This is a genomic window from Antribacter soli (assembly GCF_021568775.1).
In the GTDB taxonomy this organism is placed as follows: domain Bacteria; phylum Actinomycetota; class Actinomycetes; order Actinomycetales; family Cellulomonadaceae; genus Antribacter; species Antribacter soli.
This window is the reverse complement of sequence record NZ_JAKGSG010000045.1, coordinates 12,429-28,713: the sequence shown is the minus strand read 5'-3', so window position 1 is coordinate 28,713 and position 16,285 is coordinate 12,429. Positions and strand designations below refer to the sequence as shown.

Sequence of the window (16,285 nt, the reverse complement as noted above, 5' to 3'; positions counted from 1 at the left end):
GGCGTGCGCGGTGCCGTCCGACGGCCTCGGCGCGACCGGCCTCATCCGTCCAGGACGGTGGTCAGGCGGGTGCCCGACAGCGCCATGGCGCCCCAGGCGGTGGCCCGGGGGTCCGCGACCTGGTCCACGGCGAGCGCCCCGGCGTCGTCGCCCCGCGTGACGGCCTGCGCCGCCAGCCACTCGCGCGCGGGCCGCAGCGTGCGGCACTCGATGTCCATGCCGGGGACGGCCGCCGTCGGCTCGAGCTCCGTGAGGGCGAGAACCGCGAGCGCCGTGCTCACGACGCTCAGCCCGGTGTCGTCCGCCGCCTGCCACGCCACCAGCTCGGCGCCGTCCACCTCCGTGGGCGTCGCCTGGGACAGCAGCCAGTCACGGGCGGCGGTGGCCTCGGGCGCCGAGGGCTCCCGGGTCTGCAGCGCGACGATCGCCAGCGACGTCGCCTCGACGTCGCCGACGCACTGCTCGTCGTCGGGCGACGCTGGGAACGACCCGTCGTCGCACTGCAGGTCCGTCAGCGCGCCGGTGACAGCGTCTGCCTCGGGCACGCCCGCACGGGTGAGGACGACGACCGACCAGGCCTGGCCGGCGGTCTGGGTGTGGCCGTGCACGCCGCGGTCGCCGACGCGCCCGTCCTTGCCGACGAGCGCACGTACCTCGGCGACGAGGTCCAGTCCGCCGACGGCGCGCGGGTCGTGGCCGGCCGCCGTCAGCGCGGCGGCGAGCTCTGCGGTGGAGCCGCCGAGCCGCAGGTGCTCACCGTCGCCGAGGTGGGCGTCGACGTGCGCCGGCTCGGCCAGCGCCGCGGCGAGCGGACCGACAGCGGCGTCCTGGCCGGTCGCGACCAGCGCGAGGAGCACGTCCCTCGTCGGCCCGTGGTCGCCGATCCCGCGGCCGTCCGGTGACCGGCCCGCCTCGAGACGGGCCGTCGCCTCCGCGGCGAACCCTGCGAGCCACGCTGTCGCGGCGTCGGCGGCCGCGGTCACGGGGTCCTGGGACGGGACGGGGGTCGGGTCCTCGGACGCGTCGCCCGTGCACCCAGCCAGCAGCACCCCGCAGGCAAGGAGGCCGGCGAGCACCGCGGCCGCGCCATCGCGCCACGGGGCGGACCGCACCGGCCTCCCGGCCGGCCGCCGCCCCGTGCGCCTGGTCACGCGTCGATGCGGTTCCGGTCGAGCTCGCTCGCGCCGGCGATGATGAACTCCTTGCGCGGCGCGACGTCGGACCCCATGAGCAGCTCGAACACGCGCTCCGCCGCCTCGACGTGCTCGGCGGTGACCCGGCGCAGCGTGCGGTGACGCGGGTCCATCGTGGTCTCCGCGAGCTGGTCGGCGTCCATCTCACCCAGACCCTTGTACCGCTGGATGTCGTCCTTGTAGCGGCGCCCCGCCTTGTCGAGCCGGCGCAGCGTGGCGTTGAGCTCGGCCTCCGAGTACGTGTAGATGTACTCGTTCTGCCGCCTCCCGTTGCCGATGACCTCGATGCGGTGCAGGGGCGGCACCGCGGCGTAGACGCGGCCGGCCTCCACGAGGGGCTTCATGTACCGGTAGAACAGCGTCAGGAGCAGCGTGCGGATGTGTGCACCGTCGACGTCGGCGTCGGTCATCAGCACGATCTTGCCGTAGCGCGCGGCGTCGATGTCGAACGAGCGGCCGGAGCCGGCGCCGATGACCTGGATGATCGCGGCGCACTCGGCGTTGCGCAGCATGTCGGTGACCGACGCCTTCTGCACATTGAGGATCTTGCCGCGGATGGGCAGCAGCGCCTGGAAGTCGCTGGAGCGCGCGAGCTTGGCGGTGCCGAGCGCCGAGTCGCCCTCCACGATGAAGAGCTCGGAGCGCTCGACGTCGTCGGACCGGCAGTCCGCGAGCTTGGCCGGCAGCGAGGACGTCTCGAGCGCGTTCTTGCGGCGCGAGATCTCCTTCTGCTTGCGGGCCGTGACGCGGGCGCGCATCTCGGCGACGATCTTGTCGAGCAGGAGCGACGCCTGCGTCTTCTCGTCCCGCTTGGTGGAGGTGAGCATGGCGTTCACCTCCCGCTCGACGACCCGGGTGACGATCTGCCGCACCGGCGCGGTGCCGAGGACCTCCTTCGTCTGGCCCTCGAACTGCGGCTCGGCGAGGCGGACGGTGACCACGGCGGTCAGGCCCGCGAGCACGTCGTCCTTCTCGATGCGGTCGGCGCCCTCCCTCGCGGAGACCTTGAGCCGGCGCGCGTTGGTCTCGACGCCCTTGCGCAGGACCTTGAGCAGCCCCTGCTCGAACCCGGCGAGGTGGGAGCCGCCCTTCGGCGTCGAGATGATGTTGACGAAGGACCGCACCTCGGTGTCGTAGCCCGTGCCCCAGCGGATCGCGATGTCCACCTCGCACTCGCGCTGGACGGCCTGCGGAGTCATGTGGCCCCGCTCGTCGAGCACCGGGACGGTCTCGGTGAAGCTGCCGGACCCGGTCAGGTGCCAGACGGCGGTGACGGGCGTGTCGGGCGCGAGGAACTCGACGAAGTCGACGGTGCCGCCGGTGTGCTTGAACACCTCCTCGTGCGGGCCGGCCTCGCCGGGGGTGCCCGGCAGGCCGCGCTCGTCGCGCACGAGGATCTCGAGGCCCGGCACCAGGAAGGTGGTCTGCCGGGCGCGCGTGACCAGCTCGTCGTAGCTGAAGACGGCGTTCTTCGGGAAGATCTGCCGGTCCGCCCAGTAGCGCACGCGCGTGCCGGTACGGCCGCGGGCCACCCTGCCGACGACCGCCAGCTCCGAGTGGTCGGTGAACGGCTGGAACGGCGAGTCGGGGGACGGGCCGCCCGCCGGGTCGGCGAACGTACCGGGCTCGCCTCGGTGGAAGGTCATGCGGTACGTCTTTCCGCCGCGGTCCACCTCGACGTCGAGCCGCGAGGAGAGGGCGTTGACCACCGAGGCGCCGACGCCGTGCAGGCCGCCCGAGGCCGCATAGGAGCCGCCGCCGAACTTTCCGCCCGCGTGCAGCTTCGTATAGACGACCTCGACGCCCGAGAGGCCCGTCTTGGGCTCGATGTCCACCGGCACTCCGCGCCCGTCGTCGGTCACCGTCACAGACGTGTCCGGGTGCAGCACCACCTCGATACGCGTCGCGTGCCCGCCCAGCGCCTCGTCGACCGAGTTGTCGATGATCTCCCACAGGCAGTGCATGAGACCGCGTGAGTCGGTGGACCCGATGTACATGCCGGGTCGCTTGCGCACCGCCTCGAGACCTTCGAGGACGGACAGGTGCCGCGCGGTGTAGCTCGACTCGGAAGTGGTGGTCACGGCGCCCAGCGTAGACGAGACCTCAGACATCCCAGGTGAGGCGCTCCACACGAACGGCCATCTCGCAACCGGGCGAGGGTGAGTAAGAAATTTCCCTCTCAGCGCAATTGTCCGTTACGTCGTACCTAAAGTGTGATCCACGCCGCTATGCTCGCAGCGAACCCGTGGAAGCGGCTGGCATGAATCGCAGTCGCCGATGGTTGGATGGAGGCGTGACAACCATGACGACCGAACCCCTCACCGCTGCCGATCGCTGCGACCGTTGCAGCGCCCAGGCCTATGTCCGCGTCGTTCTGCCCGTAGGCGAGCTCCTCTTCTGCGGTCACCACGCCCGCGCGCACGCGCCCGCGTACGCGGGCGTCGCCACCCACGTCCACGACGAGACCGACCGCCTGCACGCCGAGCACGGACAGGCCTGAGGCTCACACACACTCCCGGCGCCCGGCGCCGGTGGCCACCTCCCGCGGAGGTTCCCACCGGCGCCGGGCACCGTCGTGTCAGGGCCGGGCGAGCGTCTCGTCCAGCGCCTCGCAGAACCAGGCGATGTCCGCAGCCGTGAAGGGCAGGGGCGGACGGACCTTCAGGACGTTGTTGTGCGGGCCGCAGACCGACGTCAGGACGCGACGGTCGCGCAGGCCCTCGACGACGTCGAGGGCCCGTGCCGCGTCCGGCTCGCCCGACTCCCCCACGATCTCGACGCCCGTGTAGAGACCGACGCCTCGGACCTCGCCGACCTCGTCGTGCCCGGCGGCGACGCGCGAGAGCTCCGCGCGGAACGACGTCCCGAGCGTCAGCGCGTGCGCCTGGAGCCCTTCGTCACGGATCACGTCGAGCACCGCCTGCGCCGCCGCGATCGACACCGGGTTCCCACCGAACGTGTTGAAGTACGGCACGGTCGTCGCGAACGGCTCGAGCACCTCGGCCCTGGTCGCCATCGCGGACACGGGGATGCCGTTGCCCATCGGCTTGCCCGTCGTGACGACGTCGGCCTGCAGGCCGTGCCGCAGGTGGCCCCAGAACTCCTCGCCCGTGCGCGCGAAGCCGGGCTGCACCTCGTCCGCGACGAACAGGCCGCCCGCCGCCCGCACCGCCGCGACCGCCGGCCCGAGCACCCGCGCCGGGAAGATGCCGTCAGAGCTGAACACCGCGTCCACGAGCAGCGCGGCCACGCCGTCACCGGCCTCGTCGAGCGACGCGACCGCCGCCCGCACGTGCCCGGCGAACCACTCGGACGTGCCCTCGGGCGTCGCGGGGAAGCCGTCCGCTGCCGCGAGCGCCGGGTCCGGCGCGGGCACGACCCGCACCTCCGGGTGGACCGCCTGCCCGCCTCCCAGCGCGGGCGACATGCCCGACACGAGGTCCGTGTTGCCGTGGTACGCCTCCGAGGTGACGATCACGCCGCGGTGCCCGGTGGCGTACCGGGCGACCCGGATCGCGAGGTCGTTCGCCTCCGAGCCCGTGCACAGGTACATGACCCGGTCCATGCCGGGCAGCGTGGCGAGGAGCTCCTCGGAGTACCGCAGGATCGCCTCGTGCAGGTAGCGGGTGTGGGTGTTGAGGGCCGCCGCCTGCTCCGCGACCGCCGCGACGACGCGCGGGTGCGCGTGCCCCACGGACACCACGTTGTTGTAGGCGTCGAGGTACTCGAGACCGTCGGCGTCGAAGAGGTGGGCCTTCTCGCCGCGGACCAGGTGGACCGGGGTGCGGTAGAAGAGCCGGTAGGCGGGGCCGAGCATCTCGCGCCGCCCTGCCAGGGCGAGCGTGCGCTCGTCGAGCCCCGCAGCGTTCTCGGCGCGGAAGGAGTTGCCGTCCAGGATGGAGGAGCGTCGGGTCACCTGGTCATCATGGCGCACCCGGCGCGCCCTCGGCGGGCCCCCATGGTAAGCGCGCGGTAACACCTTCGGTCGCCGTGTGAACTCCGTGTTGCCCTGGCCCCGCGGCGCCCGGGCCGGCCGTAGTGTGCGGCCATGACGATACCTGACGTCACACCGGCGCCCGACGACGTCCCGCTCGCCGACGGCGGTGAGCCCGGCCCCGGGCTCTCCGCGTTCGACGCCCTCACGCGCGGCGCCCCCGCTCCGTACTGGCTGCACCGCGGGGTCAGCGCGGCGTGGGGTCTCGACCCGACCCGGGTCGTGCTGGAGCTGATCACGGTGAGCGAGAACGCCACCTTCCGGCTCGACCTCGACGGGCGAGCGGCCGGCGTGGTGCGGGTGTCGCAGCCCGGCTATGTGGGCGGGCCGGCGGCCGTGGCCTCCGAGCTCGCGTTCGTCGCGTCCCTGTGGCAGGTCCCGGACCTGCGGGTGCTGCAGGCCGTCCCCACCTACCGCGGGACATACACCGCGCAGGTGCGGGACGACGCCGGACAGACCTGGACCTGCGTCTCCACACGGTTCGTCACCGGCTCGGTCCTCGAGGACCTCGAGGACCCCGCCCCGTACTACCGGACGATCGGGCGCTGGAGCGCGCTGCTGCACGAGCACGCGCGAACCTGGACGCCGCCGCACGCCTTCACGCGGTTCACCTGGGACGTGCCCGACATGGTCGGCCCCTCGGCCCGCTGGGACCCGTGGGAGTCCGCCGGGCTGACGGACGCCGAGCGCGAGCTGCTGCTCGCGGCGCAGGACAAGGCGCTGGCGATCGTCGCAGACTTCCCCGCGGACGAGCAGACCTGGGGCCTCGTGCACGCCGACCTGCGGCCCTCGAACATCATCGCCGACGGCGGCACGCTGACCGTGATCGACTTCGACGACTGCGGGTGGTCCTACTACCTGTACGACTTCGCGGCGGCGCTCACCTTCGTCGAGCACGAGCCGTACGCCCCCGCGATGGCGCGCGCGTGGGTGACCGGGTACCAGGAGGTGGCGCCGCTGTCGGCGGGCGACCTCGAGGTCGCGTGCGCGCTGTCGATGCTGCGCCGGCTGCAGATGCTCGGCTGGACGCTCGGCCACCGCGAGGACGCGCTTCCGCCTGGCCTGCACGCCGCTCAGAAGCCCGGTTCGCTGGAGGTGGCCCGCCGGTTCCTCGACCGGACCACCTGGCTGCTCGCCTGAGCCGGAGGTGCAGCGCAGGGTGGGGGCCGAGGAACGAGGCACCCGCCCGGAGCGGAACCGCAGGCTCAGGCGAACAAGGAAGTCGCCTGAGCCGGAGGTGCAGCGCAGGGTGGGGGCCGAGGAACGAGGCACCCGCCCGCAGCGGAACCGCAGGCTCAGGCGAACAAGGAAGTCGCCTGAGCCGGAGGTGCAGCGCAGGGTGGGGGCCGAGGAACGAGGCACCCGCCCGCAGCGGAACCGCAGGCTCAGGCGACGAACAACACCGCCTGAACAAAGACCGACGGCCCCGTCCCTGCAGAGCAGGGGCGGGGCCGTCCGGCGTCGGACTCAGTCGAGATAGTCGCGCAGGACCTGCGAGCGCGACGGGTGCCGCAGCTTCGACATGGTCTTGGACTCGATCTGGCGGATGCGCTCGCGCGTCACGCCGTAGACCTTGCCGATCTCGTCGAGCGTCTTCGGCTGGCCGTCCTGCAGGCCGAACCGCATGGAGACCACGCCGGCCTCCCGCTCCGACAGGGTGTCGAGCACCTGGTGCAGCTGCTCCTGCAGGAGCGTGAAGCTCACCGCGTCGGCGGGCACCACGGCCTCGGAGTCTTCGATCAGGTCGCCGAACTCGCTGTCGCCGTCCTCACCGAGCGGGGTGTGCAGCGAGATGGGCTCGCGGCCGTACTTCTGGACCTCGACCACCTTTTCGGGGGTCATGTCCAGCTCCTTGGCCAGCTCCTCCGGCGTGGGCTCACGACCCAGGTCCTGGAGCATCTGGCGCTGCACGCGGGCGAGCTTGTTGATGACCTCGACCATGTGCACCGGGATGCGGATGGTGCGGGCCTGGTCAGCCATGGCGCGGGTGATCGCCTGACGGATCCACCACGTGGCGTACGTCGAGAACTTGTAGCCCTTGGTGTAGTCGAACTTCTCGACCGCACGGATCAGGCCCAGGTTGCCCTCCTGGATGAGGTCCAGGAACAGCATGCCGCGGCCCGTGTAGCGCTTGGCGAGCGACACGACCAGGCGGAGGTTCGCCTCGAGCAGGTGGTTCTTCGCGCGCTTGCCGTCGTGCGCGATCCACTTGAGGTCGCGCTCGTTGCGCCGCTGCTCGGAGTCGGCCTTGTCGAACACCTGCGTCGCGAGACGCTCCTCGGCGAACAGGCCGGCCTCGATGCGCTTGGCGAGCTCGACCTCCTGCTCGGCGTTCAGCAGCGCGACCTTGCCGATCTGCTTGAGGTAGTCCTTGACCGGGTCCGCCGTGGCGCCCGCGGTCACGACCTGCTGAGCCGGGGCGTCGTCGTCGTCCGCGTCGGACACCACGAAGCCGGTGTCCTCCTCGCCCTCGGCCTTGCGCGGGGGCGCAGCCTCGGTCTCTTCGGTCTCCTCGACGACGACCTCGGGCGTCGCCTCGACGTCCTCCGGCGGGTCGACCTCGACCTCGGTCTCGAGGTCGACGGCCTCGAGGTCGATCTCCTCCTCGGCGATCTCCTCGTCGTCGTCCTTACCCGTGGCGGGCGCGGCCTTCGACTTCGCCGGGGCCTTCACCGCCCGGGTGCCGGCAGTCTTCGCTGCCGTCGTGCGGCGACGAGTTGCGGGCTTCGCAGTGGCTTCGTCCGCGGCGTCCTCCGCCGCGTCCTCGGCCGTGCCCTTGGCGGGATTCGCGGCCTTCGCGGCCGCCGGACGGGTACGTGTCGTGCGCTTGGGGGCTGCCGAGGCCTCGGCCTCGGACGGCGCCTTGGCGGCGACCGTCGTCGAACGCGCCGCCGACGCGGCTGCGACCTTCGTCGCCGTGGGCAGCCCCACCTCGACACCGGCGTTCGCGAGCGCGCGCAGCACGGCCTTCAGCCGCTTCGCGTCGGCGACCGCCGCGGTCTCGCACGCGGTACGGAAGCTCTCGGCATCGACGCGGCCGGCAGCCGCTCCGCGGGCGAGCAGATCCTTGAGCGCGGGGTGCTCGAACTCGCGGGGCAGGTTGTTGTTGTCGCGCACGACGTCACGAACGGGGGCGATGTTCTGGGGGTCCTTCACGGGAGTGGGCGCCACAAACCGACCTTTCGGCATTCGAGGGGGCGGTGTACCGCCGTCGGGGCCTTCAGACCTTCTTCAGCCGCCGGCGGACACACGCTATTGTACCGTCGGCACCGGTCCATGGCCGCCGAAAAACGGCGGTAGGACGTGAATCGGGTGCGGAGGATCACCTCTGGCAGCAGTGCCTGCCTCACAATTCTGGGAATCAGGTCCTTGTACAACGTGCGGGCCCGTCCGGGAATTCCCGGGCGAGTCGGCTCCGTCACACCTGTCGGCGCGAGGCCGGCCCGCTCCTCAGACCTTGACGGCGAGGACCGGGCACGGCGCCTCGATGAGGATCCGCTGCGCACCCGCACCGAGGATCAGCTTGCCCACAGGGCTGCGCCGGCGCAGGCCGATCACGACGAGCTCCGCCGCCGTCTCGGTCGCCAGGCGGACCAGGTCATCGGCCAGGTCGCCGCCGCCCTGCTCGATACGGAAGTCCGCACCGGATGCTGCCAGGCGTTCCTGCAGCGCCGCGATCCCCGCCTCCCGCTCGTCCTCCGGAGCTTTCCCGGACGCCACGACCACGAGCGGTGTGCTGCGCTGCCGGGCTTCGTCCACAGCTGCGGCAAGTGCCGCCTGGCCCTCCGGCGTGGTCAGGTGGCCCACCACGATCGTCATGTCCACCGACGCTACCCGACTTCGGGGGGCTGCTCAGCCCGGCGCGCCCGCCCGTCCGGCTCCGGCCTGCGCGGACGGGTTGGCACGGTCGTCCTCCCGGTACCGCCGGCGCACCCAGCCGGGCGGGACTGCCGCGTTCAGCGCACCCGCCAGCACCTTCGCCAGGGGGTAGTCCGGCTCCGTCGCGAGCGCCTCCCGGACCCGCTCCGCCGCGCTCCCGCCGTCACCGTCCCACCACGCGAGCAGGGCGAGCAGCGTGCAGGCGGCCGCCCGGCGCCGGCGCGGCACGTGCGCGACGACCGCCTCCAGCACGGCGCGCGCCGGGCCGACGATCGCCGGGTCCGGCTCCTCGCCGACCCGCTGGTCGACGATGCGCGCGATCACCTCGCCCGTCGCGACGTCAGTACCCGCGGTCGCGAGCCGGCGCGCCGTCGCCGAGGCGAGCTCCTCCGACCCGGGCAGGAGGCTCACCAGGATCGCGTCGCGCACCCACCGGTCCGCGAGCGCCGCCGCGATGCGGCCGAGCGCCACGGGCGGGAGGACGACCGGACGACCGGGCTCCGCCGATGCCACCTGCCGGACAGCCCGGCGCCAGGTGTCCAGCCCCTCCGCGCCCCAGCGCGAGAAGGCGCGCAGCGCCCGGCCCGCCTCCGGGGCGCCCGACGCGCCCTCGGCGTCGGTGGTCAGCCGCGCGCGGTGCTGCTCCCACCGCAGGGCCGCCCGGCTCGCCTGCGTCCGGGCGGCCACGGGCGCCGACGGGATCGCGTACCGCGCCTCACGGCTCGTGGCGATCGTCCGGCCCTCCAGCACCATCGAGGCCACGACCCGGCTGCCCGCCACCTGGGTCAGCGGGCGGCCGCCGGCCGGGCAGCACGCGGGGTCCGGGCAGTCGACGGCGCGGTAGCCCGACGGGCCCACGACCCACGCCTCGGTGCCCGGCAGGGAGCGGTCGAGCCGCGCGCGCACCAGGTCGACGGCGCGCCGTTCGGGGCACGCGGGCACCGCCCCGACGTCGGCGGACGTGTACACGACGACCACCGCCCGGGTCGCACCGTCGGCGAGGGCGTGCTCGGCCAGCCAGCCCGCGAGCCCGGCACCGCCCGGTCCGCCGTCGTCGGCCGCCCCGGTGAGCTCGGCGAGGTCGACCCGGGACACGAGGCCGACGGTCTGCCGCCGGCCGCGCAGGCTCACGACGACGAGCGACTCGACCGGGCGGAACCCGAGCCGGTAGGGGATGTACGCGAGGAGGTCCTGGGGTCCGCTGACCCGCACCGTGGTGGTCGTCATGCGTCGATCCCACCCGGCCCGCGCCCGTGGCGGGGGCACCCGGACAAGGATGTGGACGACGGCGCCCCTGTGGTCGACGTCGGGGCCGCTCCCCGCCGTGAACAGGGTCGGTGACGCGAGCCCCGTCCGGGCCGGCAACCTGTCCGGCCGGGTTGCCCCGGACCCCGCCTGTCCGGCTACCGTGTCCGGGTGCCCGCCCGCCCCCGACGCTCCCCCGCCGCCCGCCACGGGCTGGCGGCCGTCGCGCTCGCCGCCGCCCTGGCGGCCGCGGGCTGCACCGCGACGGCCGCGGGAGGCGAACGACCGACGTCGGTCACGGGCGGGACGCCCGCCGCCGCGGACACGGTGACGCTGCCGAGCTTCGACCCGGCGTCGGCCGTGGGCGGGTACGCGCCCGGGTTCCCGGCCGAGCTGCTCCCCACACCCGAGGGCGCGACCCTCCTCGCGACGTCGGCGCAGCCGGTCCCGGACAGCACGCCCCCGACGACTCAGATCACCCTGAACCTGTCGTCGGCGCTCGGCGCGCAGGAGGTGCTCGACCAGGTGGGCGGCCTCCTCACCGGCCAGGGGTTCGCCCCCGTCAGCACCCCGGCGCTGACCGGCCTCACGGCGCAGACCGCCTGGACGCGGCAGACAGCCACGGACACGGGCACCGCGTCGGAGGCCCTCCTCGTGGGCGTCCTGGACGACGGGGAGCGACGCCTCGTGAGCATCAGCGGGACGGTGCTGGCCCCGGCAGGGTCCTAGGCTGGGGTCGTGCCCGCTCGCCTCTCCGCCACCGCGCCTGCCCCGACCTCGCCCGGCACTGCGCCCGACCCCTCCGCACTCGTCGACCGCGAGAACCTGCGCCGGGACGTCGACGCCGCGCTCCGCGCCCACATGGCTGAGCTGGCGGACGAGGTGGCGGGCCTCGGCGCGAGCGCCACGGCTCTGACCGACGAGGCGGGGGCCCTGCTCGAGGGCGGCAAGCGGCTGCGCGCGGCGTTCTGCTACTGGTCGTTCCGGGCGCACGGTGGCGCGGCCGACGGCCCGGCCCGCACGGCAGCGGTCCGCGTCGGGGCCGCGCTCGAGCTGTTCCAGGCGGCCGCCCTGCTGCACGACGACATCATCGACAGCTCGGACACCCGCCGCGGCCGCCCCACGGCCCACCGCGCCTTCGCAGCCCGGCACACGGGCTCGAGCTGGGCCGGCGAGGCGGGCCGGTTCGGCGAGTCGGTCGCGATCCTGCTGGGCGACCTCGTGCTCCTCGCCGCCCAGCGCGAGCTCACCGCAGCCGTCGCCGTTCTGCCCGCGCCGGTCGCCGCGGCCACGCGCGACACGTTCGACCGCATGCAGAGCGAGGTCGTCGTGGGCCAGTACCTCGACGTGCTCGTGCAGGCCGAGCCCTGGGGCGCCGACCCGGCCGCCGACGAGGAGCGCGCCCGCGCCGTGCTTCGCGCCAAGTCCGCCTCCTACTCCGTGGCCGCGCCCCTCGCGCTCGGCGCCGCCCTCGCGGGCGCCGGCCCCGAGCGGGTCGCGGCGATCCGCGCCGCCGGCCTGCCGCTCGGCGAGGCGTTCCAGCTCCGCGACGACGTCCTCGGCGTCTTCGGGGACCCGGGCATCACGGGCAAGCCCGCCGGGGACGACCTGCGTGAGGGCAAGCGCACCGTCCTCGTCGCCCGCACGCTCGCGGGCGCCGACGACGACCGGCGCGCCCTCGTGCTGCGTGCCCTCGGCGACCCCGACCTGGGGCCTGACGACGTCGCCGCGCTCCGCCAGGCCATTGTCGCCACCGGCGCGCTCGACGCGGTGGAGAAGCTCATCACGGACCTGGCGGGCCAGGCCGACGCCGCCCTCGACGCCGCGCGCCTGGCCGAGCCGGGCCGCGGCGTGATCGCCGACCTGGCACGCGCGGCGGTCGACCGGGCGGCGTAGCGCCCCCGGTCTCACCAGTTGCTGATCGTCACCTCGGACCCCTTGGCGACCTGCTCGCCGGCGGCCGGGCTCTGGGTGCTGACGGTGTCATCGAGGACGAAGTTGAGGCCCGGGTCGTCCACCTTGAAACCGCTGGCCTCCAAGGTCTCCTTCGCGTCCTTCCGGTCCATCCCCACCACGTCGGGCACTGCGACCAGCTCGGGCCCCTTCGACACCAGGAGCTGCACCGTGTCACCGCGGTGGGCCTCGTCGCCCTCCTCCGGGTTCTGTGCCACCACCTGGCCGGCCGGGATCTCGGGGTCGAACTCCTCGATCTTCTCGGCCTTCAGGCCGGCGGCCGTCAGCGCGGCCACCGCCTCGTCGAACGTCAGGTCCACCACGCTCGGGACCTCCGTCGGCGCGCCGCCCTCGGACACGACCAGGGCCACCTCGCTCCCGCGCAGCGCCTGGGTGCCGGGCTCCGGGCTGGACGCCATGACGCTCCCGGCAGGGACCGTGTCCGAGTAGTCGGTCGACAGGGGCTCCTTGACCGTGAACCCCGCGTCGGCGAGCGCCGCCCGGGCGTCGGCCTCCGTCAGGCCGACGAGGTTCCCCGGCAACGCGACCAGGTCGGGCCCCTTGGACTCCACGAGCTGCACGACGTCGCCACGCGCCACCACGGCACCGGCGCCCGGGTCGGTCGACACGACGGAGCCCACCGCCACGGTGTCGTCGAACTCCTGCGTGACCTGCCACTCCAGCCCCGCGGCCTCCAGCTCGGCCTGGGCCTCGGCGACCGGCAGGCCGACGAGCCCGCCGGGCACCTGCACCACGCGGTCGCCCCTCAGCCACCACAGCCCGCCGAGCACCAGGAGCACGAGGACGATCACCGCCGTCACGATCGTCCCGGTCGCACGCCGCTTGTCGAGGCGCGGCGGCTCGGCGTCCGCCATGGCCTGGCCGGGGTACCCGCCGTAGGCCGGGTACGGCTGCACGTACCCAGGCTGGGCGGGCAGCGCCGTCGTCGGCGTCGAGACCTGGTGCTGCGGGCCGGCCGGCACAACGGCGCCGCCCGGGACGCCCGGGACGCCCGGCATCAGCGCGGTCGAGCTCGGCGCAGGAGTCGCCGGCGCCTGCCCGCCGGGCGCCCGGGGCGCGGTGGAGGCCGTGGCCTCCAGGACGCCGTCGGGCAGGGTGCGCCGGACCGCGCGGAGCACCTCGAGAGCGGCGGCCGCGTCCCGCGGCCGCGCGTCCGGGTTGCGGGCCGCGAACGAGCGGACGAGGTCGTCGACGGCGCGCGGCAGGTGCGGCGCGAGGGACGACGGCGGCGCCACGTCTGCGTTGACGTGCGCGAACGCGATCTGGATCGGCGAGTCCCCCGGGTGCGGGAGGCGGCCGGTCAGCATCTCGAACGCGAGGACGCCCACCGCGTACACATCGGTGCGGGTGTCGGCCCGGCCGGTCGAGATCACCTCCGGCGCGAGGTACGCGACGGTGCCCATGACCGTCCCGGTCGACGTCGCGGTGACCTCGGTGACGGCGCGCGCCAGGCCGAAGTCCGCCACCTTGACCTGGTCGCTGTCGGCGACGAGCAGGACGTTCTCGGGCTTGATGTCGCGGTGCACCACGCCCTTGCGGTGCGCCGCCGCGAGCGCCGACAGCACCTGGTCCAGCACGTCGAACACGCGGCGTACCGTGACGCCGCCGTCCCGGACCGCGCGGCGCAGGTTCGTCCCCGCCACGTACTCCATGGTGAGGTAGCTCATGTCGCCGTCGATGCCCTGGTCGAACACGGCGACGACACCCGAGTGGGTCAGGCCGGCTGCGGCCCGCGCCTCGCGACGGAAGCGCGAGAGGAAGTCGCTCGCCTCCGCGCCCTCCGCGAGGTGCGGGTGCATGACCTTGAGCGCGACCTCACGGTCCAGGCGCCGGTCCAGCGCGCGATAGACGGTCGCCATGCCGCCTCGCGCGACACGCTCGAGCACCTCGTACCGCCCGTCGACCAGGCGGCCGAGGAGGGGATCCGTCGTCACCATGGCCACGGGGGCGAGTGTATGCGGCCGGGACGGACCCGCGGTGAAGGCCTGCCGGGGAGCGCGCCGCACCGTTGCACGATCGTTGCGCGCACGACCGCCGCGCCCACCGCCTAGGCTGACGGGGTGAACGATCTCGCTGCCCGCCTCGACGCCCTCGTCGGCGACTGGCTCACCCTCCCCGACCTCGCCGAGACCCTCGGCCTCGACCTCGGCAAGGTCCGGCGCCTCCTCCAGGACCGGCACCTCGTCGGCGTCAAGCGCGGTGAGCGCAGCGTCTTCCAGGTCCCGGCGGCCTTCGTCATCGACGCCGCCGACCAGCCCCCGGGCACCGGCCTCGCCGGTGCGAAGGCCTCGGGGGGTCAGACCGGCAAGGCGGTGCTCGGCACGCTGCGCGGCACCGTCGTCGTCCTGTCCGACGCCGGGTTCGGCGACGCCGAGATCCTCGAGTGGCTGTTCACCCCCGACGACTCGCTCGGGGGGACGCCGGTCGGCTCGCTGCTCGCGGGCCGCCGTGCGGAGGTCCGGCGCCTGGCCCAGGCACAGCTCTAGCCGCGACGGCGGAGCGCCGGCCCGGCCGGGCGGGGAGGCGGAGGCCTCGTCGCGAGGCTGGATGGGCCTGGCGGGAGGCCGCGAGGACCGAGCGGCCGGATGGTCGCCTCGCGACGGGGCCTCCGCCTCCCTGCCCGGCCCAGCCCCGTCAGTCCCGCAGCATCTTCGCGACCTGGAACGCCATCTCCAGCGACTGCTGGTGGTTCAGCCGCGGGTCCACGAGGGTCTCGTAGCGCAGCGCGAGGCCCTCGTCGGAGATCTCCTCGCTCCCGCCGAGCACCTCGGTGACGTCGTCACCGGTGAGCTCCATGTGCAGGCCGCCGGGCACCGTCCCGAGGGACCGGTGCACCTCGAAGAAGCCCGCGACCTCGTCGAGCACGTCCGTGAAGCGGCGCGTCTTGTAGCCCGACGCGGACGTGATCGTGTTGCCGTGCATCGGGTCGGTGACCCAGGTCACCGACGCGCCGGACCACGTCACGGCCTCCACCAGCGTGGGCAGCACGTCGCGCACGCGGGCGGCGCCCATACGGGTGATGAACGTGAGCCGGCCGGGCACGTTGTCCGGGTTGAGGCGCTCCACCAGCGCGAGGGCGTCGGCGGGCGTCGTCGTCGGCCCGAGCTTGACCCCGATCGGGTTCGCGACGCGCGACAGGAGGTCGACGTGCGCGCCGTCGAGCTGACGGGTGCGTTCCCCGATCCAGAGGAAGTGCGCCGAGGTGTCGTACGCGCGGCCCGTGCGCTGGTCGTGGCGCGTCAGGGCGCGCTCGTAGTCGAGGATCAGCGCCTCGTGGCTCAGGAAGAACTCGACGGTACGCAGCGCGTCGAAGTCCGCGCCGCACGCATGCATGAAGCGGATGGCGCGGTCGATCTCCTCCGCGGTCGCCTCGTAGCGGGCGTACGCCGGGTTGCGCATGAAGCCGCGGTTCCACTCGTGCACCTGCCGTAGGTCGGCGAACCCGCCCTTCGTGAACGCCCGCACCACGTTCGCCGTCGCCGCCGAGATCCGGTACGCCTGCTCCAGGCGCTCCGGGTTCGGCACGCGCGACTCGGGCGTGAAGTCGAAGCCGTTGACCATGTCGCCCCGGTACGCGGGCAGCGTCACGCCGTCGCGCTCCTCGTCGTCCGACGACCGCGGCTTCGCGTACTGCCCCGCCAGGCGCCCCATCTTCACCACGGGCGTGCTCGCGCCGTGCGTGAGGATGACCGCCATCTGCAGGATGGTGCGGATCTTGTTCCTGATGCGGGTCGCGTTCGCGTCGGCGAACGTCTCCGCGCAGTCCCCGCCCTGCAGCAGGAACGCCTCGCCGCGCCCCGCGGCCGCGAGCCGGTCGCGCAGCAGGTCGGCCTCCGCGGGCACGACGAGGGGCGCGGCCTGCTCCAGGCGCTCGGCGACGGCGGCGAGGGCCTCCCGGTCCGGCCAGACAGGCTGCTGACGCGCCTGGAGCGTTCGGAAGTGGTCGAGCCCGGCGGCCAGGGCCGGGTCGGCGACGGTGCTCATCGGGTGCTCACTCGGG

13 protein-coding genes are annotated in these 16,285 nt (G+C 74.0%); 5 read left to right on the top strand and 8 right to left on the bottom strand.

Annotated features, from left to right (window positions below; genetic code table 11):
* Positions 1–41: 41 nt before the first annotated feature.
* Entirely contained in the window at positions 42–1,151 is a 1,110-nt protein-coding gene (locus L1785_RS16540; RefSeq protein WP_236090387.1) for a prenyltransferase/squalene oxidase repeat-containing protein, read from the bottom strand.
* The gene (locus L1785_RS16535) at positions 1,148–3,304 is read right to left on the bottom strand and encodes a DNA gyrase/topoisomerase IV subunit B (RefSeq protein WP_236090386.1); all 2,157 of its coding nucleotides are present in this window, start codon (positions 3,302–3,304) and stop codon (positions 1,148–1,150) included. The genes L1785_RS16540 and L1785_RS16535 overlap by 4 nt, the downstream gene beginning before the upstream one ends.
* A 191-nt stretch (positions 3,305–3,495) precedes the next feature.
* Here L1785_RS16535 and L1785_RS16530 point away from each other — a divergent pair, with 191 nt between their 5' ends.
* A complete protein-coding gene (locus L1785_RS16530; protein WP_236090385.1) occupies positions 3,496–3,693 on the top strand; it encodes a DUF7455 domain-containing protein in 198 nt (65 codons plus the stop codon).
* Between the two features lie 78 nt (positions 3,694–3,771).
* On the opposite strand, the gene L1785_RS16525 is transcribed toward L1785_RS16530, so the two are convergent.
* Positions 3,772–5,109: an aspartate aminotransferase family protein gene (locus tag L1785_RS16525; RefSeq protein WP_236090384.1), complete on the bottom strand. Its 1,338-nt coding sequence runs from the start codon at positions 5,107–5,109 to the stop codon at positions 3,772–3,774.
* 132 nt (positions 5,110–5,241) lie between these two features.
* Between L1785_RS16525 and L1785_RS16520 the strand changes: the two genes are divergently transcribed.
* Positions 5,242–6,327: a phosphotransferase enzyme family protein gene (locus L1785_RS16520; protein WP_236090383.1), complete on the top strand. Its 1,086-nt coding sequence runs from the start codon at positions 5,242–5,244 to the stop codon at positions 6,325–6,327.
* Positions 6,328–6,654: 327 nt separating this feature from the next.
* Here L1785_RS16520 and L1785_RS16515 read toward each other — a convergent pair whose 3' ends face one another.
* The 3 genes from L1785_RS16515 to L1785_RS16505 all read right to left on the bottom strand — a co-directional run bounded on the left by L1785_RS16515 (position 6,655) and on the right by L1785_RS16505 (position 10,293).
* The gene (locus L1785_RS16515; RefSeq protein WP_236090382.1) at positions 6,655–8,376 is read right to left on the bottom strand and encodes an RNA polymerase sigma factor; all 1,722 of its coding nucleotides are present in this window, start codon (positions 8,374–8,376) and stop codon (positions 6,655–6,657) included.
* Positions 8,377–8,637: 261 nt separating this feature from the next.
* Positions 8,638–9,006, bottom strand: coding sequence for a universal stress protein (locus L1785_RS16510; RefSeq protein ID WP_236090381.1), 369 nt, complete (start codon positions 9,004–9,006; stop codon positions 8,638–8,640).
* A 33-nt stretch (positions 9,007–9,039) separates the two neighbouring features.
* The gene (locus tag L1785_RS16505) at positions 9,040–10,293 is read right to left on the bottom strand and encodes a DUF4192 domain-containing protein (RefSeq protein WP_236090380.1); all 1,254 of its coding nucleotides are present in this window, start codon (positions 10,291–10,293) and stop codon (positions 9,040–9,042) included.
* Positions 10,294–10,482: 189 nt separating this feature from the next.
* On the opposite strand from L1785_RS16505, the gene L1785_RS16500 reads away from it, so the two are divergent.
* Both L1785_RS16500 and L1785_RS16495 read left to right on the top strand, forming a co-directional pair.
* Positions 10,483–11,040, top strand: a complete 558-nt coding sequence (locus tag L1785_RS16500; RefSeq protein ID WP_236090379.1) for a hypothetical protein — start codon at positions 10,483–10,485, stop codon at positions 11,038–11,040.
* A 9-nt stretch (positions 11,041–11,049) separates the two neighbouring features.
* The gene (locus tag L1785_RS16495) at positions 11,050–12,207 is read left to right on the top strand and encodes a polyprenyl synthetase family protein (RefSeq protein ID WP_236090378.1); all 1,158 of its coding nucleotides are present in this window, start codon (positions 11,050–11,052) and stop codon (positions 12,205–12,207) included.
* Between the two features lie 11 nt (positions 12,208–12,218).
* Here the strand turns inward: L1785_RS16495 and pknB are convergent, their stop codons facing one another.
* Entirely contained in the window at positions 12,219–14,222 is a 2,004-nt protein-coding gene (pknB, locus tag L1785_RS16490) for a Stk1 family PASTA domain-containing Ser/Thr kinase (protein ID WP_236090439.1), read from the bottom strand.
* Between the two features lie 123 nt (positions 14,223–14,345).
* On the opposite strand from pknB, the gene L1785_RS16485 reads away from it, so the two are divergent.
* Positions 14,346–14,771: an Rv2175c family DNA-binding protein gene (locus tag L1785_RS16485; protein WP_236090377.1), complete on the top strand. Its 426-nt coding sequence runs from the start codon at positions 14,346–14,348 to the stop codon at positions 14,769–14,771.
* Between the two features lie 148 nt (positions 14,772–14,919).
* Here L1785_RS16485 and L1785_RS16480 read toward each other — a convergent pair whose 3' ends face one another.
* Positions 14,920–16,269, bottom strand: a complete 1,350-nt coding sequence (locus tag L1785_RS16480; RefSeq protein WP_236090376.1) for a class II 3-deoxy-7-phosphoheptulonate synthase — start codon at positions 16,267–16,269, stop codon at positions 14,920–14,922.
* Positions 16,270–16,285: the final 16 nt, after the last annotated feature.